Source organism: Shewanella holmiensis, from assembly GCF_025370255.1.
GTDB lineage: Bacteria > Pseudomonadota > Gammaproteobacteria > Enterobacterales > Shewanellaceae > Shewanella > Shewanella holmiensis.
Genome location: NZ_JAMTCD010000011.1, coordinates 1 through 21069 on the forward strand (window position 1 = coordinate 1; position 21069 = coordinate 21069).

A 21069-nucleotide genomic window follows, 5' to 3' on the forward strand; every position below is an offset into this window, starting at 1 on the left:
TTAACCGTAAAAGGTTAATAAAACCAAGATGGGTCGTTAGCTCAGTCGGTAGAGCAGTTGGCTTTTAACCAATTGGTCGAAGGTTCGAATCCTTCACGACCCACCACTTTTTTAAATCGTGGCTAAAGAATTTAAATCAATCACTGCAGTTAATATTTCATCAAGTCGTTACCGTCTTAATATTTTAATACCCATTCCTAAATTCAAATCAATATCTCTTAATAAGTTTTAGTCCTCAATACTACAAAACCGATAAACTTCAAATAACTCCTTTCATTCTTTAATTATTCAACTATCTAATTTTCTAAGATTAAATTCGTTTCACCACTGGTTAACAATCTGAATGACTTTAGACGTCGATATTCAAGATTTTAGATTTAACCTTAAATTTTACGCTGTTAATTAAGTTGAAGTTACGTATCAATAGCAAAGTTCACCTAGGTGAATTTTGTTTTTGGCATAAGTTTATGTTTTATAATGCTTTATATATTTGATTGCGTTGGTTGTGCATTCTGTATATTCGTTGCTGCTTTACCAAGCTCCCAGCTTTGCTTAATGGCAAATCGACATTCCTACCGAACCAGCATCAGGCTGGTTAAGATTACGTTTGTTGAAAAATAAATGGCTAATTACAATTGATAGCTATTTTTATTGATTTGCGTATTTTGTCCTAGTTTAGTGTTTACTTCTCTACTTTTGTCTTATAGACCTATTGCTAATGTTTCATTTTTGTTAATTAAGACATATTGCTCAAGATTAAAACAATAATTTGGAGAGCACGGATGAAACATCTTAAACTTGCAGCATTGATTTCTGGGGCGATGCTGGCTATGACAGGTACTGCGTATGCTAAAACTGACATGACCTTTGGTGGCTATATTAAAGCGGACGTTATGTTCAGTGATTACGGTAATGGTGCACCGGATTCAGGCAGTTTATCTCGCCAGTTTTATGTCCCAGGTACTATTTACGGTGAAAAAGGTAATGGCAAACAGGTTGTCGACTTTCAAGCTCGCGAATCACGCTTTAATTTTAAAACCGTCACGGATTTGGAAGGTGGTCACTCGTTAACGGGTTTTATTGAGTTAGACTTTATGACTCATACCGATGGTAACGAACGTGTATCAAATAGTTATTCTCCTCGGATCCGCCATGCTTTTGTGACGTATGACAATTGGACCATAGGCCAAACCTGGACCACATTCCAAAATCCGGGTGCTTTGCCTGAAAACTTAGATTTTGTTGGCGCAGCTGATGGTACGCCTTTTGTTCGCCAAGCATTGATTAAATACACTAGCGGTAATTTCCAAATCGCATTAGAAAACCCCGAAACTACACTGACCCCTAATAATACAGGTGGTGCACGTATTACCAGTGGTAGTGGCGTTGTTCCTGATGTGATCGCCCGTTATAACTTTTCTCAAGAAGGTGGCGCTGCGTATTCATTAGCGGCTATTGTGCGCCAATTGAATGTTGAAGAACTTCAAGGCACAACACAGTTAGATTCTACTGATGTGGGTTATGGTGTTAGCTTTGCAGGTGTGATCCCCGTAGGTAAAGATGATTTTAAATTTACCGCGACTTATGGTGAAGGCTTAGGCCGTTACATGGCCTTAAACTACGCTAACGCGGGTGTGCTAGACAGTAATAATGAAATCCAAACCATTACTTCATATGGTGGTTTTGTTTCTTATCGTCACTGGTGGAGCGAACAATGGCGTTCAAGCTTTACTCTATCAGGTTTCTCTGCCGATAATGATGTCAACTTAACTGGTGGCAGTGTTAACAAAGAAGCGTATTCTGGATATGTAAACTTACTGTACTCTCCGTCTAAGCCATTAACCTTTGGTGTTGAATACATGCACGCATTAAATGAAAGAGAAGATGGTGTTGATGGCGATTTGAATCGCATTATGTTCTCGGCTAAATATGTTCTTTAATCCCTTCAGGGGAACTCTTTAAAGCGATAAAAAAAGGACCCTAACACTGTTAGAGTCCTTTTTTATTATCAATAAGTCTTAATCAAGCAAGCCATTTTGACGAACATATTGATCAAAATCCGTGTATCCGCCAATTGGAACTTCATCAACAAAAATCTGTGGCACGGTTTCAACCGTTTTGCCGACACTTTTAGATAAATCTGCTTTAGAAATCCCTTCTGCGTGAATATCCACATACTTAAATTTAAAATCTTCACGGTGTGCAGTTAATTTTTCAGATAATTCAACTGCACGAACACAGTATGGACAGCCAGGGCGACCAAAAATAACAACAAACATAATAACTCCTACTTTTCGATTTGTTGTGTTTATAGCACAACTATTTTCCAATTCATAACCTGATGAAGTGAATTTGGCTTAACCTTCGTCTAGGCAGATCAAATGTGGATGCAAAAACAGCAATTAAGCGTAATAGAGATTGCTTGGCTACGCACATACGTTGATTTTTAGAAACGGATTGGTGCGAGTCATTAATTGTCATTTTTAGCCAATCACTCTAGGCCAAGGGGCATTACCGTTAACTAAAATCGGTTTTATATTTACCTTGATAGTCAAAAAAGAGATCAACTAATTTCCAATGCTGCTTTTGTTTTTTCAGTAATAATAAATCAGGCTGTCTGAATCTAAGTTGATCGGCTAAAACTTGTCCAACATTATCATATTTAGGATGGGGCATCCCAGGCGTACGAGTATGACTAAGCACAAATGCAGCATAAAAAGCTTTCTTTTGTGGTGATGTGTCAAACTTGAAATGTTGCTTAAAATCATTACCTTCAATATCAATGTATTGAATGACTAGGCAATTCTTATCTTGGGTAAACAGCATTTGCTGACACTTAAATAAGTGATGGTGTTGTGATTGTAAAACTTGCTTAAGTCGCTTATCTGGATCGATTAAGGTTGAGTTACAGTTTTGGCATATTCTGGCGGCAATATCATTTTCAGCACCGCAATCTGGACAAGCTTTTGAACGAAAGCGAAAGTCGCATTGTATTGCAATGTTGGCTTCATCAGTCATTAATCCCTGACAACGTCGTCCAAAATGTTCAATGATATCGCCATCGTTATCTACCAGTCCCCAAAAAGTGTTGGCAAATTGGCAGACTGGACAATGCACCTGCACTGGCACGGATTTACTATTGGGTTTTATCTGGCCCACCTCAGGAAAATATAAATCGAAACCATTAGCCGCATAATCAATTACCAGGCAATCAGCTTTATCTGGTGCTAAACGAAGCCCACGCCCCACCATTTGCTGAAATAAGCTAACTGATGCTGTCGGTCTTAAAATAGCAATTAAGTCCACATGGGGCGCATCAAAGCCTGTGGTGAGAACGGCGACATTGACTATGTATTTAATCTGCTGCGCTTTAAAGGCATCAATAATGGTGTCGCGTTCATTATGGGGAGTGTCGGCCGTTATTAAAGCCGCACAACCTGGTGCAACTAATGCCGTTGAGCTTAAGTCAGTTGATTCATTCAATACCGCGACGCTGCTAAGCAGTTTATTCAATAAGCCAATAATTTCATGCGCGTGGCGTACGGTTGCAGCAAAAATAATCACCCCTTTACGAACATTTGCCAGTTGGACGATTTGTTTGACTATCGCGGTTGTGGCACGACCTTGATGGTTGAGTATCGATTCCACTTCTTGCTGATTAAACTCGCCGCTTTCTGTCGGTTTAAGTTGACTAAAATCGTACTGGGCACTGAGGCCATCAAATAACTTAGGCGCAGTTAAAAAGCCTTGCTTGATAAGCGGGCGCATGGGTAATTCAAAGATACATTTATCGAACACAGCATTGTCAGTGTTGCCAACTTTACCGTGGTAATGGTGATGATATATCCAGCCAATGCCCAAACGATAAGGGGTCGCGGTGAGCCCTAGAATTTTAATCGCAGGGTTTTGCTTTTTTAGGTGTTGTAGAATTTGCTGATACTGGCTGGTTTTTTCATTACTGACACGATGGCATTCATCAATAATCACTAGCGAAAAAGGCTGATTAAATTTATCTAATGATCGCGCTGCTGACTGTATGCTGGCGACGACGGTTTTCCCGTTAGCTTTTTTCTGGTTTAACCCGGCGGAGTAAATACTGGCATCTTGGGTGAGTAAACCGACTTTTTCAGCATTTTGTGCGACTAATTCTTTTACATGGGTTAGCACTAATACATTACCGTTGGCAATACGAGCAAGTTCAGCAATAACAATGCTTTTACCTGCACCCGTTGGCAAAACCAATACGGCAGATTGTTGGCTGCTGCGAAAGTGCTTGATCGCAGCGTTTACCGAATCTTGTTGGTAATCGCGCAGTTGCAAAGTAGGTGTGTCAGTAGAAGCTTTCAAATATTAGGTTCAACATACATTGGGTTAGTTATGGCCAGATAATATCATGGTTATAGGGCCAGGTTAGCTTTAACGGCTTCAACAAAAGTGCGAGAAACTGGCACTTCAAGGTGATTGGTTAACAGCAATGACATTTTTCTATTTTCTTTATTGACCGACACCACTGCATGGTTTGCTACCCACCAGGAACGATGTGTTTGCAAGCCAGGAAACCCTTCTAGCTGCATTAAGGCATCTTTTAAGCGCATTAACAGCATATGTTGGCCTTTGTCTGTGTGTACTTTTAAATAGTGATCATCCATTTCTAAACACAATAATTTTCCGCGTTTTTCTAACGGTAACAACGCCATAAACTGCTCAATTTGAAGGGCATTGATATCATTGTTTTGTTGATGCCGCTCAATGACCTTTTTCGATTGCTCAATGACGTGTTGTGACTGTTCAAGCTGCTGTTTTTGATGATCAACATGATTTTGTAACATGCTAATAAAGGTAATGATACTGCCAATAACCAGGGTATTAGGCAGTGCGAGTAGAAAATTATCAGCTAAATGTAATGTTTGTTCAAAAAACAGCCAGCCAATAAAAGGCACAATTAGGCTCATTATTAGGCTGGCTAACAGTGATGAAATGGCTACCCGTTGCCAGAGCGTAGTGACGCTTTTTGCTAAGTATTTATGGCCTAAGTTAATCAGTGGCATATAAATTAAATAGCCACAAACACAGGTAAACACCCAATAACTCATTGACAATAATAGGGTGAATTGATCCATACCGAAGGGGCGCATAAAGCCAATAAATAACCCAATAGACACCACAATAAGCAGTTGCTGCAGTAATTTGTTTTTAGTGGGCTCAGATTTTAGTTGTTGATTATTTGAGGGTATTTCACGATTCGTCAAAGGTACACATTCCTTTTTAGTTACATTTTACGAAGTTTTTGGGTCACTTTACGAAAAGCGACTTTGATTTTTTATCGCACCATTCTATCGTCTTTTCAACACGAAGCAATGGCGAGGTTGGCTCGGTTTATGTCGAGGCTAACGGCCATTTGAAATAGCACATTTATCACAGACGATAGGAATATAACAATGCCGATATTCGCGACTAAACTGGCTCGACCATTGACACATAATGAAGTGACGTTATTGACTCAAACCAAGGGGGGCAAAATGGGTAAATCATCCTTATTAGCGCTTTCGGTGTTATTTGCATCTATGTGGGTTAATTCCTCCACTTTTGCCGCAGATATTAAGCTTGAGATTGCAGGGGTAAATGCCCAGCAAAGTAAGATTTATGTGCAGCTGTTTAAGGGTGAAGATAATTACTTAAATGACAATGCGCTAACTGCGACTTACATTCAGGCTAAAGCGGGGCTTAATTTTGTGTCTTTTACCGATGTTCCGGCTGGGGAGTATGTGGTGCGCTTTTATCAGGACGAGAATAATAACGGCACGTTAGACACCAATTTATTTGGCATGCCATCTGAAGGGTATGGTTTTTCCAACAATGCTAAACCTAATTATGGCCCTGTTGCTTATACGGACGCTGCTTTTACGGTCACTGAAGACCCATCAACCCAGATTAACCACACACAGATCATTTATTAAGCCACTCATTTTGAAGATGACAATTTTGCAGATGGTAATTTTGAAGGTGACAATTTTGGAGATGAGCATGCAACGCAGACAATTTTTAAAAGGGATGAGTGTAATAGGGGCATCAAGCATGTTGCCCGGTGCAATGAATGCGCTGGCATCATCTGCCCCTGTTGTGGTGAATATTAAGCAGCAATTTAATCAGGCGCTGGCACAGCACCCTGAGTTAATTGGTTTTGCTAATGTTGAAGCCAATTTTGAGCCGCAACCGCTGACGATTGAAGGGCGTATACCTGCCGACTTACAAGGTGTTTTTTATCGTAACGGCCCTGGCAAATATGAGCGTGGCGACATTCGTTATTTACATGCCTTTGAAGGCGACGGTATGTTGCAGCGCTTTGAGATTAGCGACCAAAAAATAGTCCACCGTGGCCAATTTATTAACACGCCTAAGTTTGCTAAAGAGCAGCAGGCACAGCGGTTTGTTTACTCGGGTCCTGATACTAAAATTGCCCATGCTTTGCCTGTGACCAACGCTGATATGGTTAATACCGCGAATACTAATATTATTGCTGTGGGGGATGATCTTTGGGCGCTGTGGGAGGGAGGATCACCGTCTCAAATTGACCGAGATACCATGCAATATACTCAACAGGTTAATTTAGGCGCGGGGTCAAAATATGAAAACAGCTTAAAAGGACTGCCTTTTTCAGCGCACCCTAAAATTGACCCTAATGGGGATATTTGGAATTTTGGGTTGCATCCATCAGGTCAGGTGGTGATTTATCAATTAGCGGCTAATGGCAAAGTTAAAAATGTAGGGCTAATTAACAGCCAATACCGTGGCGGTATGCTGCATGATTTTTTGATTACCGATAAAAGTGTGCTAATTATTTTACCGTCATTGTTTGTTGATAAGGCGATTGAAGGCAATTTTGCCCGCACTCAATATAATCGCGATATGTCAATGAGTGTATTGGTGATCAATAAGCAGTCTCTTAAGGTGACTAAACGCTTTGAGTTACCCGCAGGTTTTGCATTTCATTATGGTAATGCGTGGGAAGAAGCCAATGGCACCATTCACTTTGACGCTAGCTTGTATCCTAATGTTGATGTGCTGCATAAGTTGGCGAATGTGATGCAAGGTATGATGTCGCAGGCAAGTGTTAAGGCGCAAACAGCGCTGTTTAGTTTATATATTGATGGCACTTATGATATGCAAACCGTGGGCGATAGCAGTGAGTTCCCGCGGGTATGCGACCATCTTGTGGGGCTTAAAAATCAGTATTTGTATCACTTGTCAGCTAAATCTAGCAGCTTATGGAGCGATACCTTGTCGTCTTTGCACATTGATACCGGTGCAACGCAGCATTATCATTTTGGCGATGATTATTTAGTTGAAGAGCATGTTAGTGTGTGCCCAAAAGGGGTTGAAGGCAGCGGCTACTTAATGGGCACCGCATTGCATGTGCCGAGCAAACGCACTTGCTTGAATATTTTTGCGGCGAATGACTTAGCATCCGGTCCTTTAGCTCGTGCCTGGCTTTCTCATCATCTGCCACTGGGCTTTCATGGTAATTTTGTCGCGGGTTAACAAAACTAACTCATATCTAACTGATTAAAACATAGCTGGGCAGGTGTGCTGTCAGGTTTGTGCAGGTTATCAATTTGCAGAATCAAATAAGCACTAGCCAAAAAAAGCCCCTCATAATGAGGGGCGAAAAAGAGAAACTGGTTAGTATTTCTCTAGGGTGGATGGAAATAACAAATGGAAATAAGCCGCTCGTGTTTATGCGAGCAAAAGGGTTGAACAGTGGGTTTCTGTTCAACTCAGTTTGTTGCTACTCAGTTTTGTTTAAACGCGTTTCAATTAAGGTATCAATAACCGCTGGATCGGCCAGTGTTGAAGAATCACCTAAATTGGTTACCTCGTTAGCGGCAATTTTACGTAAGAAACGACGCATAATTTTGCCTGAACGGGTTTTAGGTAATCCTGTTGCCCACTGAATTAAATCCGGTGTAGCTAACGCGCCAATTTCTTTACGAACCCATAAACGCAACTCTTGACGTAACTCTTCAGTAGGTTCCACATCACGCGTTAAAGTGACGTAGGCATAAATACCCTGACCTTTAATGTCATGTGGGTATCCCACTACCGCGGCTTCTGCTACTAGTTCATGTGCAACTAAAGCGCTTTCAACCTCAGCGGTACCTAAACGGTGACCTGATACGTTAATGACGTCATCCACACGACCAGTAATCCAGTAATACCCGTCCTCGTCACGGCGAGCACCGTCACCAGTGAAGTACATACCACGGAAGGTTTTAAAGTAAGTTAGAGCAAAACGATCGTGGTCGCCATAAATGGTACGCATTTGTCCTGGCCATGAATCTAAAATAACTAAATTGCCTTCTGTTGCACCGTCAACAATGTTACCCATGTTATCGACTAGGGCAGGTTGCACACCAAAGAAAGGACGTGTTGCGGAACCAGGCTTAGTATCAGTCGCACCCGGTAATGGGCTAATCAAAATGCCGCCGGTTTCAGTTTGCCACCAAGTGTCTACAATTGGGCATTGCTCATGTCCAATCACTTCATGGTACCAACGCCATGCTTCAGGGTTAATTGGTTCACCAACTGAGCCCATAATGCGCAGTGAATCACCTTTATAATCACTGAATTGCTCTTTACCTTCAGCCATTAACGCACGAATTAACGTGGGTGCAGTATAAAGAATATTCACTTTATGACGGTCAATCATTTCACCTAAACGAGAAGGTGTAGGTGAATTAGGCACGCCCTCATGTATTAGCACAGTGGCGCCATTAGCGAGGGGACCATAAACCATATAGGAGTGGCCCGTAATCCAACCCACATCGGCAGTACACCAGTAAACTTCACCCGGTTTATAATCAAACACATATTCATGGGTCATTGATGCATAAACCATGTAACCACCAGTGGTGTGTAACACACCTTTAGGATTACCGGTTGAGCCAGAGGTATACAGCAAGAATAGTGGGTCTTCTGCACCCATTTCTTCATATTGGCAATGTTCTGATGCAACATCCATCAATGCATTCCACCAGATGTCACGGCCTTCAACCCAATCGATGTCGCCACCAGTACGGTTAAGGACAATGACCTTTTCAACACAGTTCACATCTGGGTGTGCAATTGCTTCATCGACACTGCGTTTTAGTGGGATTTTACGTCCACCACGAATACCTTCATCGGCAGTGATAATAACTTTTGATTTACCGTCAATCACGCGAGAGGCGATCGAGTCTGGGGAAAAACCACCAAACACGACAGAGTGAATGGCACCAATACGGGCACAGGCCAGCATTGCTACAGCAGCTTCAGGTACCATAGGCATGTACATGGTAACCACATCACCTTTAGTCACGCCTTGGCTTCGCAGGGCGTTGGCAAACTTACATACATCAGCATGCAGTTCAGCATAGGTGATTTTGCGTTGCTCACTGGCGTCATCGCCTTCCCAAATAATTGCAACAGTGTCACCATTTTTTTCAAGGTGACGGTCTAAACAGTTGGCTGAGGCGTTTAATGTGCCATCATAAAACCAATTGATTGATAAATTGTGATCGTCAAACGAGGTTTTTTTCACTTTAGTGTAAGGCTTGATCCAATCAATGCGCTTACCATGTTCTCTCCAGAAACCTTCTGGATTAACAATGGACTCCTGGTACATTTTTTTATATTGATCATTATCGACCAGTGCATTTTCAGCGATAGCGCTAGGCACTTTGTAGAGAGACTGCGAGCTCATAGGGGCTTCCCTTTCTATAAATGGCGTGGTGAAAGTATCATCTGCAACAGGCTTAGAACACTATTAGACCTTGGTCTAGTTTAATAAAGTCCTTATTATTTAACCTGTTGCACGTGCTAAACTGTTGTACTTTTAGACATGTATGTTGTGAATTCTATTGCGCAACATGATATTGCTTGTTTAATGGACAATCATTGAAGGCTTTGAAAAGATAACCAAATAACAACAAGAATGATATCGGATGACTCATTCAATAATTCAAGGTAATAAATCGCGTTATGAATTTAACTCTTTTTGTGGCAATTATTGCCGTGTGTTATGTGTCGCTGCTGTTTATTTTGGCGTGGGGGGCAGAACGTTGGTTCACTAAAATCACCCAAAAAGTGCAAGTGTGGATTTATGGTTTGAGCCTAGCGGTTTATTGCTCATCTTGGAGCTTTCTTGGCACTGTTGGCCAGTCTGCCAATAATTTGTGGTCTTTTTTACCGATTTTTATTGGCCCGATCATCATTTTTACCTTTGGTTTTGGGTTGCTTCGCAAAATGGTGGTAGTGTCTAAAGCGCAAAATATTACCTCAGTGGCTGACTTTATTGCTGCTCGATATGGTAAGTCCCAGTTGCTTGCGGCGTTAGTCACTTTGATTGCTTTATTTGGCATCATGCCGTACATCGCTTTGCAGCTCAAAGCCATGGTGTTTTCGCTGAATTTATTTCAACCCGCAGATGCGCCTTTAAACCAGCAGGGCGTGCCTTTACTGATCACCTTTATTTTGGCTGTATTTGCCATTTTATTTGGTACTCGCAAGTTAGATGCCACCGAACACAATCCTGGCATGATGGTCGCTATTGCCTTTGAGTCATTGGTGAAGTTAACCGCATTTTTGCTGGTGGGGGTGGTAATCAGTTTTGGTTTTTTTGATGGCTTTGATGATATTTGGCAGCAGGCAAATGAGCGTGATTTAATTGAATTTGGCCAGTTAAGAATTGAGTCGCTCTTGCCCGAGCTAGTGGTTGGTATGGCAGCTTTTTTGTGTATGCCAAGACAGTTTCATGTGATGGTAGTTGAGTGTGGCGGAGAATCTATTCTCAAAAAAGCCCGCTGGATATTCCCAATTTATCTAGCATTATTTGGTATTTTTGTCGCGCCTTTAGCGCTTGCAGGTAAAATATTATTAGGTGATAGCGTCGCTGCCGATACTTATGTGATTAATTTACCGCTGGCGTTAGACCAGCCCATATTGGCGGTCATTGCGCTATTGGGTACCTTATCAGCCGCAACTGGCATGGTGATTGTGGCTGTGGTCACTATCAGCGTAATGATCAGTAATGAATGGCTAGTACCAATCATGCTGAGAACTGGGCAAATCAGGCAGAAAAATTTCAGTCAATTTTCGCAGTTACTCCTTAATGCCAGACGTTTGGCTATTGTCATTATTCTTGGATTTGGCTATATCAGCTACTTAACCTTTGTTGACAGTGATTCACTGTCACACTTAGGGATGTTGTCCTTTGGCGCCTTCGCCCAGCTTGCGCCAGCCTTAATTGGTGGTTTGTATTGGAAATACGGTAACCGAAATGGGGTTTACTTAGGCTTAAGTGTGGGCTTTAGTTTGTGGTGTTACATTCTGTTTTTCAGTGATAATGATGTTAGCGCACTGGCTCATTTTGGCGCCAATCAGGGCATATTAGACACCATCAAACCCAATGTCAGTGATATTCTAACTGCGCTATTAGCCAATATAGTTTGTTATGTCTTAGGGTCTTTATGGTTCAGAGCTGGTGTTGCTGAGCGAATTCAAGCCAGTAACTTTGTTAAACCCTGGCATTTAAAACAAAATGACAATAAGCGTCAGGGGCCGATTGCCCAGCAGGATTTACTGATCCTCGCCAGCCGCTTTGTTAGCCCAACCCGCGCCTATGAAAGCTTTAGCCGTTTTTCAGCCGACGCAGTTAAAAGTGACAGTTGGCATAAAGCTGCGCCCGATGAACTTATCGCCCATACAGAACACATGTTGGCTGGGGTACTAGGTGCATCCAGTGCTAAGTTGGTGATGGACTCTGTCATGCAGGGACGTGACTTGGCACTAGATGAAGTCTTTAGCTTAGTGGATGAAGCCTCATCAAAAATCATTTTAAGTCAGGACATGTTACGCGGTGCAATTGAACATGCTTATGAGGGCATGAGTGTTGTTGATAAAGATCTTAATTTGATGGCGTGGAATTTCAAATATGCCGAGCTTTATCAATATCCTGAAGGCTTTTTGAAACAAGGTATGCCTATTAGTGAAGTGGTGAGATTTAATGCTGCTAGGGGCTTTTGTGGCGCGGGGGATATTGACCATCAAGTCGAGGTGCGTGTACAGCACATGCGCAATGGCACGCCTCATATTTCAGAGCGTGAACGCAAAGACGGCAAGGTCATTAAAATTCAAGGCAATCCTATGCCTGATGGAGGCTTTGTCATGACCTTTACTGATATTACTCAGTATCGTTTACAGGAAAAAGCCTTAAAAGAAGCCAATGAAACGTTAGAAGAAAGGGTTAAAGAGCGCACTTATGAGTTAGCGCTACTTAACAGTGAATTGCTTGAAGCTAAAGCCCAAGAAGAACTGGCTAATGCTTCTAAAACCCGCTTTTTAGCGGCCGTCGGTCATGATTTAATGCAACCTCTTAATGCGGCAAGGTTATTTACCGCGTCTTTATCTCAATATCCAAATTTAGATTTAGAAGCCCGAACCACGCTTACTCATGTTAACAGCTCATTAAAAACGGCTGGTGAATTGCTAACGGATTTGTTGGATATTTCTAAGCTGGATTCTGGCATGGTTGAGGTTAACCGCCGAGACTTTGCTGTGGGCGAGGTGCTTAATGCCTTAGCAATCGAATTTGATGCTATGGCGCAAGATAGCCAAATTAAGTTTACTTTAATCCCCTCAAAATTAACCGTTAACTCAGATCCCGCATTACTCAGACGTATTTTACAAAACTTCCTCACTAATGCTTATCGTTATGCAAGAGGCGGCAGGGTGTTAATGGGTTGTCGCCGCCGCGGTGATCATATTGAAATTCAAGTGTTCGATACAGGATGTGGCATTGGTGCCGATGACATTAAAGAAATATTTCGTGAGTTTAAACGCTTAAACCATCCAAGTAGTCGCAATGTTAGCGGCCTAGGTTTAGGATTAGCTATTGCCGATAGGATCAGCAAAGTGCTTGAACATGACATTAATGTCACATCACAATTAGGTGATGGCTCAATGTTTTCAGTCTTGGTGCCATTAGGTAAAACCGTGCATGAGCTTGAAACCAAACCCCATTCCAGTTTGTTGCAGCCGTTAGCGGGTGTAAAAGTATTATGTATTGATAATGAAGAAGCTATTTTAGCGGGGTTAGAATCATTATTAACTCGTTGGCAATGTGAGGTGGTTTGTGCCAAAGATTTGGCCGATGCACGAATTAAACTCGGTTTGAAAGGGATTGCGCCTGATATCGTACTGGCAGATTATCACCTTGACGATGACCAAAACGGTGTGGATGCAATGGATGGTATTCGAGCCCGCTATGGGCAACATTTACCGGGTATTTTGATCACCGCAAATACCAATAAACAGTTAGTTGAAGATGTTGAAAAACGTGGTTATCACTATATGGCTAAAATGGTTAAGCCTGCGGCATTAAGAGCGCTTATTTCCAGTCTGGTGAAAAACTGATCGAGCTTATAACCCCTTTAGTGGCATAAAAATGTATGGAGTAAAGGCAAAATATGTTAACAGTATATGGTGATATCAAGTCCGGAAATTGCTACAAGGTCAAACTGGTATTAAGTCTGCTTGGCATACCGCATCACTGGCATGATATGGATATTTTACAGGGTGATACACAGGACGATTGGTACTTGCAAAAGCACCCATTTGGCAAAATTCCATTAATTGAAACCGCAAACGGCCAAATATTGTCTGAATCTAATGCCATTATGGGTTATTTAGCTGAAAACTCTGCACTGATCCCCAATGATCCTTTTGATAAAGCCAAAATGTATCAATGGATGTTTTTTGAACAATACAGCCATGAGCCATACATCGCCGTCGCCCGCTTCATTCAGTATTATTTGGGGATGCCAGAAGACAGGCTAGATGAATATAAAGCGATTCATAAAAAAGGTTATAAAGCATTAGACTTAATGGAGCTCACCCTCAAAAACTCAGCTTTTCTAGTGGGGGAACAATTCACTTTAGCTGATATTGCTTTGTTTGCTTATACCCATGTAGCTCACCAAGGTGGATTTGATTTAAAAAATTATCCATCAATTAAACAATGGCTTACCAATGTTGAGCAGCAAAGTGGGTTTGTTGGGATGATAGCGTAATGTTAGCCACGTACGATATTGTTGACATAAATTGCCACTAGAACTGGCAGAATTCAGCACAGTAGCCACACTTTGTGAGTTCATTCCTAAAAGCTTGTCTATATCTGCCATAGAGGTTCACCGCATTTCTGATTGTTGATGTTGCAGATTAACAATATGATTGGCAATAGATTTTACTTAACAGACTTACAGTGTTTATTGCTAAGTGTATTAGCCCAAAGCTTGCCCAAATTCGTTGAAAGTTGTAACTAGAACACATTACTGTAATCTATGAAAGTAGACTAAGCGAACTTACAGGTGATGGTCGATTTTATTCACTGGAACATGTAAAAAACTAATTCATTTCGTTTTAAGTGATGATGTTACGCGATAAGCTATGCTGGATGAAAAAGCAATTTAGAGTGATTGCTATCTTCCCCCCAAAGACTTAATGATTACAATCAGCTCTTGGCTTTCAGAAATCAGTAATAGCTAAATAGATGATATAAAAAGTGTTAGTCACACAAACGGAAAAGGAAAAGGAATATCATGGACGAATTAATTCGTGATTTGCAGCTGCACAACCTTCGAGTTGAGCGAAAAAAAACGAAACTTCTAATTAGGCTAAATGGATTAGCTAATCCAATCTATATTTCTAAAGATATCCCTACAAATACTTATATGCTGAATACGTACGATTGGATTTCAGTTTTGAGTTCATCCGCCCTGATGTTCGGTGGGATTGTTTCTTCGCAGTCAGAAAGTCTATCAGGAGCATTGATTGTGGCGATGGCAATGTTTGGCTATATATCCGTAATTCTTACTGAACTTAAATCGAAAGCGGTAAGAGATGTGCTATATAAATACAACCACCAAGGTGCCTCACAAAGCGATTAATTTTGTTGCCCTAGCATAAATACGCTCGGATCACGGTACGTGAAAAAACCACGACAATTAATTTCGCACTAGGTGCCCAATTAAACAATGTATATTGGTGAATTTGCAAAATTAACCGGAACAACACCTAAAACAATTAGATTTTACGAGTCTTTTGGTTTGATACCAGAGCCTTTGAGAAAAGGAAAGTATCGGGTATACGACCATACATACATCGAAACTGTTAAGCAGATTAAAAGGGCTCAAGATTCAGATTCAAATAGCGTTAAAAATCTACAAATAGTGCTAATTCTTAATTTGATTTCCGCCTCAATATTATCTTCTTAATCCCCCTAAGAGATGATAGGTCTTCTTTTATATTTGTAAAAATACGTTTTAACTCCTAATGTTAACTGGGTTTAGTTTTTTGGGTATATAAACTTTTTACAAATGCGGTCGGTTAACTTAAATAATTATAAAATGAATATGTTGATTATTTGAAAAGGACATTTATGAACATAAGACGAAAATTAGTACTTGGTGCAACTGTCATTGGTTTTGTTCCAGTATTAGTGGCAGCTCTTGTGCTTTCTTGGGAGGCGAATATTACAGGAAAAGTACTACTTGAAGCGCAAGCAAACAATCAGCTGATATCCGTTAGAGATGTGACCTTGGAAAATGTTGAAACCTATTTTGACTTAGTGAAAAAAAACATCAATTCAATAACAACGAGTCAAACAACAATTGAAGCCATGGCAGACTTTAGTGGCAGTTTTTCATCGCATGCCCAAAAAGCAGATTTACCTGTCGTGAAAACAACTTCTGCAGTCTTTCAATTTTATCAGCAAAAGTTTGCGCCATTATTTAAAAAATATAATGCAGAAGACCCACCTATCTCGACTAGTTTTAATAAAATGAATGCAAATGCTATGGCATTACAATATAGCTATATTAGTCAAAATGATGCTGATTTAGATAAAAAACATGCCTTAGTTTATTCTCCAGATTACTCTGCTTACTCTGAGTCCCATGGTTTTTATCATGTTAACTTCCGTGAATTAATTGCAAACTTTGGTTATAAAGACTTAATACTTATTGATCCTAAAACCTCTGATATCGTCTACTCAGTATCAAAGAATATTGATTTTGCGACAAACTTGAAAAACGGGCCATTTGCTAATACTGGTTTAGCACAAGCTTACAATGCCATTGTGGCAAACCCGGTAAAAGGTGAGGTATCAATTACGGACTTCTCAAGTTATGAACCCAGTCTGGGTTTTCCTATAATGTTTATCGCCGCACCTATTTTTGATATGGATAACTTCATTGGCGTGATAGTTGTTAAGTCTTCAATCAAACAATTAAATGATATTTTTACGCATCATCAATCATGGCAAAATATTGGTCTTGGTGGAACTGGCGAAACATATGTCGTAGGACAGGACTCAAAACTGAGAAGTGTCAGTCGTTTGTTTATTGAGAATCCGGATAAATACCTATCTGTTCTAGAGAGCCAAGGAATGTCTAAGCTTGATTTGAATAGAATTAAATTGAGTGGATCGCTTGTTGGGGTTGTACCGGTAAATACTGACGCTGTCCAACTTGGATTAAAAGGTGAAATTGGTTCGACTCGATATCAAAATTTGGCGGGAGATGGAGTGTTATCTGCATATCGTCCGTTTAAAATTGGTGATGCGAATTGGGTTTTAGTGAGCGAAATTAATGAAAATGAAGCTTTTGCAGCAACGGTTGAGCTGCAAAATGCTATTTTGAAAATTTCGATAGTGGTTATTTGTATTGCTTTAATTATGTCTGCGTTAGCGGGTTATATTTTCTCGAAATCCATGACAAGCCCAATCATGACAACGATCAATACGCTTAAGAATATCGCTGAGGGCGACGGCGATTTGACTCAACGTTTAGATGACAAACGTCAAGATGAAATGGGTGAGCTATCAAGGGAGTTTAATCGTTTTATTTCTAATGTGCACAATATCGTACTTCAAGTAGCTTCGAACTCTGCCAGTATTAAAAGCAATATTGATAAGTTAAATGAAATTAGCCATACAACCACACTTGCCATGGTTGAGCAACGTAAACAAACTGATAATGTTGCAATTTCATTTGGTAATTTGAATACCACTTCGCAAGATACTGCTGAGGTGACATCTCAAGTGATGCTTTCGGCAAAAGAAGCGGCTTTAGTGACTGATGATGGACGGCAAGTTGTTAAAAATAATCAAGAAACGATTCTTAGTTTAGCCACAAGCCTTCGGGAAAGTTGTGGCACTATTGAGGCGTTGGGTAAAGAGGTTGAGAATATAGGTAGCGTACTTGCGGTAATACAAAGTATTGCAGAGCAAACCAATTTATTAGCTTTGAATGCCGCAATTGAAGCTGCAAGAGCTGGAGAGCAAGGAAGGGGGTTTGCAGTTGTGGCCGATGAAGTCCGCACCTTGGCTGCTAAAACCCAAGATAGCACAGCTGATATTCAAGAAACGATAAACAAATTAAAATCTACAGCAAGTATGGCGACTAGAATGATGCACCAAAGTGAACAAATTGGACTAGACACTGTTAAGCAAAGTAGTCATGTTGAAAATGCGTTAAATGATATCTCAACTTTAATTAACCAAGTGTCTGATGCACTAGAAAGAGCTGCAGCAAATACAAAAGTACAATCCGGCTTGGTGTTTGAAATGGATAATAACATTCAATCTATCGCTATTTCAGCAGAAAGTGTTTCGTCGCAGGCACTCAAATCTGAAAACTTAAATGCAAATATTCAACAAAATTCAGATCGATTATTTGAATTAGTCGGTCGTTTTAAAACATAACTTAAAATATGTATTAAACTGAACATTGGATTGTAAATACTTATTAAACAGCCACTTGCCAGGTGGCTTTGTTGTGTTTACTTCTCATAACTCGTTAATGTCACGTCATTTGGCCTTGTTACCAGTGGGAAATTCAAGTTTGAATGTAACATATTGAACTTAGGCAGCTTCAAACCTCATGTACTTATCTGTTAACCAAAGCAGAGATAAAATGTTCATCATCAATTAACATAACTATTTATTGGATAATTAGTGATTTTCACCTCACTTAATTGGATGTATATACTATTGCAGCATTGTAAAAATACAGGTGACATAAGAGGTTAAATTTAGCTCACCAGTAGCATGATGGTACAAGTCTGTTAATGAGGGAAAAGATAAAGGGCTTTACAAACTATGTTATTACAAACACACTTGTGCTCATTATCAGTAATTCAGTGTGTTAGATAATATTAACTAGATTAACGACTTAATTCTCTATATTCACTATGACACTTGTTCAAATTGAGATGTAATGATGATCCAACCACACGTTTATTTTATCCCGTTAAATAATCAGTTTAGTCGAATTCAGTTTCAACAAGGGTTGGCTTTAGGTTGGTTAACTGAGGATGAAATAAATAAGGTACATCGTTATAAAGCTGAGCAGGCTCAGCATAATGCACTACAGGTTCGCTTAGCATTGCGGGCTGTTTTATCTATGCACAGTGATGTGCTTCCGCAGCAGTGGCAATTTGAATATGGTGAGAAAGGTAAGCCTAGTCTGTCAGTGGAGCTATTTACGCAAACGGGGCTGCATTTTAACTTAAGCCACAGTGGTGACTGGTTGATGATTGGCGTGTTATCGTGCGCAAATTTAAGTCGCACTTATGCTGCAGATAACGCGGTTTTATTTGGTCTTGATATCGAGCGTCTGCGAGCCAGCACCAATATTCAGCCCATTCTAAATCACTACTTTACTGCCAATGAAGTGGCTGATTTAGTCGCATTACCTGAAGTATTGCAGCGGCAGCGTTTTTTTGATTTATGGGCATTAAAAGAAGCTTACATTAAAGCGACCGGAAAGGGATTGGCGCAATCATTAAGTTCATTTTCGTTTTCATTTACAGATAATCATGTGTTTCAAATAGACAGCTTTTCAGTATCGCCACCGTTACCCAGATTATGCCGCCATGATGAGATCCACTTCACCGCTCCGGTTACCGATAACTGCCGATGGGTTTGCCGCTTTGGGCGTTTGACTGACACCTATCGCTTCAGTTTTTGTATCGGAATTAATGATTTAGCAAATGAAGTGAATATCGCTGAGCCAAAAATGGTATTAACATCATTGGCTCAGCTGTTAGTGGCTTAATATTTAGCCGCTTGCTCAGGATTAGGTAAACTGGAAAGAATAAATTCGCGTAAATCTTGATTAGATTGCTTTAAATCCTCATAGCGTAAATACATCATATGGCCACTTCGATAGCCTTTAAACGATAGTCTGTTTTTCATATGACCGCTGCGGTCTAACTGCCACATGGTGTATTTGGCATCAAAATAGTTGGTGGCGCCATCATAATATCCTGATTGGATCATAACATTCAGGTAGGGATTTTGTGCCATCGCTAAACGCAAGTTCTCACCAGAATGATCATTACTTCTATCCCACGGATGAACTGGACCAAACATGTTGTATTTGATATCCGTTTGGTAATTTAATTCGGTGCGAAGATAATCATTAATTGCCGGTGTAAAGCTATGCAACCACGATGTTAGCTCAGCGTTGTAATCAGGGCGCGCACCGACGGTCTTTTCATCAATCCCTAAGTAACGAGAGTCTAATCGTCCAACCGTTTGCTGGCGATCACGCAGTAAGGCTTTCCAAAAGTAGTCGGTATCAATATCTAGATTACTTTGCAGTACTTCAGTCACACTCAGACCTGAATAATGGGCCACTTGTTGGGCAATACGCTGTTTTTCGGCATCATCAATAAAACTACCCTTGGCTAATGCTGGCAAATACTGGTTAATGGTAAAGTTTTCTACCTCGGCTAATAGCGGGGTTAAATCTTGTTGCTGTAGACCCTCTTCTAGTGCTTTATGGTACCAGGCGGTTGCGGCAAAATAGGGGAGACGATTAGCGGCTTTTACCGGACCATTACGTTCAATACCTATGTCGGTAGGTGACACAAGGATGACGCCATTAGGGTACATCCACTGGTTTTTTTGTAGCTCTAGTGCTAAGCCCGATACCCTTGTGGTGCCATAGCTTTCACCAATTAAAAACTTAGGTGAACGCCAGCGCTCGTTTCGTGACACAAAGGTGGTGATCCATTCTGCTAAATAACTCACATCGGCATTCACACCAAAAAACATTTTTTGTTGTTCATCTTTTGAAGGCATTTTGCCTTCAGCATCGGGCAGAACGCGCGAGTAACCAGTATTCACCGGATTAACAAAAACAATGTCGGCCACATCTAAAATAGAATAATCATTACTTTTTACTCCATATGGTTGTAGTGGGTAGCCTTCATTATCAACATTGAGCACCCGCGGCCCGGTATAGGCTACATGCATCCACACCGACGCCGAACCTGGGCCACCGTTAAAAGAGATAACTAGAGGGCGGTTGCTATTATCTTTAATATCAGTGCGTTGGTAGTAAGTATAAAATAGGGTGGCTGTAGGATTACCCAGCTCATCCCAAATCGGTTGCGTCCCTGTAGTGGCGCTATAAGCAATTTTTTTATCTAATATCGTGGTTTTATGCTGAGTGATAACGTACTGATCTATTGGGATTTGACGTTTTATTCTGTTGACGAGGTGATTGCTGTTGCTAGGGGTGTTATTAGCGCCACTATTATTGCTGTTGTCGGCAGCATGACTGACAAAAGTGAATAAACTAAATTGCAGGCAAAATAGCACTGTGCAGAATGTGATCAGAAGTTTGCGCATGGTAACGTCTCATTTTTATTAGGATTTGACTGAAGATTATCATGTAACTGAGCAAAGTTAGTTTAGTCTGTATCAGCAATTTGTAACACTTTATACCCAATCAACTTGAAGATGCTCGATTTCAGATTGTTTGGGTGTATATAACAAAAAGCCGTCATCAAGATAAATTGATAACGGCTGTTTATTCGGCGCAGAGCTTGTTGGCTAAAGTTCTATCAAGATAAAGCTAGCCAATTGTTAAGTGAGCTTACCATCGCCAGTATGACAACATCATTTGATTAATGGCTAATGCAGCCGCTAAGTAAATGATTAACATTTATTCTGGTTTATCAATC

General features: G+C 40.6%; 14 protein-coding genes and 1 tRNA gene. 10 read left to right on the plus strand and 5 right to left on the minus strand.

From position 1 onward, the window contains the following. Window positions 1-30 precede the first annotated feature (30 nt). Together NE535_RS09990 and NE535_RS09995 are read left to right on the plus strand one after the other, a co-directional pair. Window positions 31-106 (plus strand) — tRNA-Lys (locus NE535_RS09990). A gap of 676 nt (window positions 107-782) precedes the next feature. Continuing rightward, window positions 783-1940, plus strand: coding sequence for a DcaP family trimeric outer membrane transporter (locus tag NE535_RS09995; protein ID WP_261298500.1), 1158 nt, complete (start codon window positions 783-785; stop codon window positions 1938-1940). Window positions 1941-2018: 78 nt separating this feature from the next. Here the strand turns inward: NE535_RS09995 and NE535_RS10000 are convergent, their stop codons facing one another. From NE535_RS10000 to NE535_RS10010, 3 genes are all read right to left on the minus strand, one after another. Further along, window positions 2019-2279 carry a GrxA family glutaredoxin gene (locus tag NE535_RS10000; RefSeq protein ID WP_261298501.1) on the minus strand — a complete coding sequence of 87 codons (261 nt, stop codon included), beginning with the start codon at window positions 2277-2279 and terminating at the stop codon, window positions 2019-2021. A 238-nt stretch (window positions 2280-2517) separates the two neighbouring features. After that, on the minus strand, window positions 2518-4320 hold the full coding sequence (gene radD, locus NE535_RS10005; protein WP_483414568.1) for a DNA repair helicase RadD: 1803 nt from the start codon (window positions 4318-4320) through the stop codon (window positions 2518-2520). Between the two features lie 77 nt (window positions 4321-4397). Beyond that, a complete protein-coding gene (locus NE535_RS10010; RefSeq protein ID WP_261298503.1) occupies window positions 4398-5249 on the minus strand; it encodes a LytTR family DNA-binding domain-containing protein in 852 nt (283 codons plus the stop codon). A 189-nt stretch (window positions 5250-5438) separates the two neighbouring features. Between NE535_RS10010 and NE535_RS10015 the strand changes: the two genes are divergently transcribed. Both NE535_RS10015 and NE535_RS10020 read left to right on the plus strand, forming a co-directional pair. Next, a complete protein-coding gene (locus tag NE535_RS10015) occupies window positions 5439-5957 on the plus strand; it encodes a DUF2141 domain-containing protein (protein WP_261298504.1) in 519 nt (172 codons plus the stop codon). 67 nt (window positions 5958-6024) lie between these two features. Further along, window positions 6025-7539: a carotenoid oxygenase family protein gene (locus tag NE535_RS10020; RefSeq protein WP_261298505.1), complete on the plus strand. Its 1515-nt coding sequence runs from the start codon at window positions 6025-6027 to the stop codon at window positions 7537-7539. Between the two features lie 247 nt (window positions 7540-7786). Here NE535_RS10020 and acs read toward each other — a convergent pair whose 3' ends face one another. Further along, entirely contained in the window at window positions 7787-9739 is a 1953-nt protein-coding gene (gene acs / locus NE535_RS10025) for an acetate--CoA ligase (protein ID WP_261298506.1), read from the minus strand. A gap of 278 nt (window positions 9740-10017) precedes the next feature. Here acs and NE535_RS10030 point away from each other — a divergent pair, with 278 nt between their 5' ends. From NE535_RS10030 to NE535_RS10055, 6 genes are all read left to right on the plus strand, one after another. Then, the gene (locus tag NE535_RS10030) at window positions 10018-13449 is read left to right on the plus strand and encodes a hybrid sensor histidine kinase/response regulator (protein WP_261298507.1); all 3432 of its coding nucleotides are present in this window, start codon (window positions 10018-10020) and stop codon (window positions 13447-13449) included. Between the two features lie 53 nt (window positions 13450-13502). Continuing rightward, on the plus strand, window positions 13503-14105 hold the full coding sequence (locus tag NE535_RS10035; RefSeq protein WP_261298508.1) for a glutathione S-transferase family protein: 603 nt from the start codon (window positions 13503-13505) through the stop codon (window positions 14103-14105). 528 nt (window positions 14106-14633) lie between these two features. Further along, on the plus strand, window positions 14634-14981 hold the full coding sequence (locus NE535_RS10040; protein ID WP_261298509.1) for a hypothetical protein: 348 nt from the start codon (window positions 14634-14636) through the stop codon (window positions 14979-14981). A gap of 87 nt (window positions 14982-15068) precedes the next feature. Next, on the plus strand, window positions 15069-15308 hold the full coding sequence (locus tag NE535_RS10045) for a MerR family transcriptional regulator (protein WP_261298510.1): 240 nt from the start codon (window positions 15069-15071) through the stop codon (window positions 15306-15308). Window positions 15309-15472: 164 nt separating this feature from the next. After that, window positions 15473-17797, plus strand: coding sequence for a methyl-accepting chemotaxis protein (locus tag NE535_RS10050; protein ID WP_261298511.1), 2325 nt, complete (start codon window positions 15473-15475; stop codon window positions 17795-17797). 514 nt (window positions 17798-18311) lie between these two features. Next, window positions 18312-19151 carry a 4'-phosphopantetheinyl transferase family protein gene (locus NE535_RS10055; RefSeq protein WP_280925417.1) on the plus strand — a complete coding sequence of 280 codons (840 nt, stop codon included), beginning with the start codon at window positions 18312-18314 and terminating at the stop codon, window positions 19149-19151. Here the strand turns inward: NE535_RS10055 and NE535_RS10060 are convergent. Next, on the minus strand, window positions 19148-20734 hold the full coding sequence (locus NE535_RS10060) for a S10 family peptidase (protein WP_261298512.1): 1587 nt from the start codon (window positions 20732-20734) through the stop codon (window positions 19148-19150). The genes NE535_RS10055 and NE535_RS10060 overlap by 4 nt on opposite strands. Window positions 20735-21069 lie beyond the last annotated feature (335 nt).

Bases quoted from the DNA above. Each gene is read 5' to 3' on its own strand.
- NE535_RS10035 (WP_261298508.1), top strand. From the start codon at position 13,503: ATGTTAACAGTATATGGTGATATCAAGTCCGGAAATTGCTACAAGGTC.
- NE535_RS10030 (WP_261298507.1), top strand. From the start codon at position 10,018: ATGAATTTAACTCTTTTTGTGGCAATTATTGCCGTGTGTTATGTGTCG.
- NE535_RS09995 (WP_261298500.1), top strand. From the start codon at position 783: ATGAAACATCTTAAACTTGCAGCATTGATTTCTGGGGCGATGCTGGCT.
- NE535_RS10040 (WP_261298509.1), top strand. From the start codon at position 14,634: ATGGACGAATTAATTCGTGATTTGCAGCTGCACAACCTTCGAGTTGAG.
- NE535_RS10055 (WP_280925417.1), top strand. From the start codon at position 18,312: ATGATGATCCAACCACACGTTTATTTTATCCCGTTAAATAATCAGTTT.
- acs (WP_261298506.1), bottom strand. From the start codon at position 9,739: ATGAGCTCGCAGTCTCTCTACAAAGTGCCTAGCGCTATCGCTGAAAAT.
- NE535_RS10045 (WP_261298510.1), top strand. From the start codon at position 15,069: ATGTATATTGGTGAATTTGCAAAATTAACCGGAACAACACCTAAAACA.
- NE535_RS10015 (WP_261298504.1), top strand. From the start codon at position 5,439: ATGCCGATATTCGCGACTAAACTGGCTCGACCATTGACACATAATGAA.
- NE535_RS10060 (WP_261298512.1), bottom strand. From the start codon at position 20,734: ATGCGCAAACTTCTGATCACATTCTGCACAGTGCTATTTTGCCTGCAA.
- NE535_RS10050 (WP_261298511.1), top strand. From the start codon at position 15,473: ATGAACATAAGACGAAAATTAGTACTTGGTGCAACTGTCATTGGTTTT.
- NE535_RS10000 (WP_261298501.1), bottom strand. From the start codon at position 2,279: ATGTTTGTTGTTATTTTTGGTCGCCCTGGCTGTCCATACTGTGTTCGT.
- NE535_RS10020 (WP_261298505.1), top strand. From the start codon at position 6,025: ATGCAACGCAGACAATTTTTAAAAGGGATGAGTGTAATAGGGGCATCA.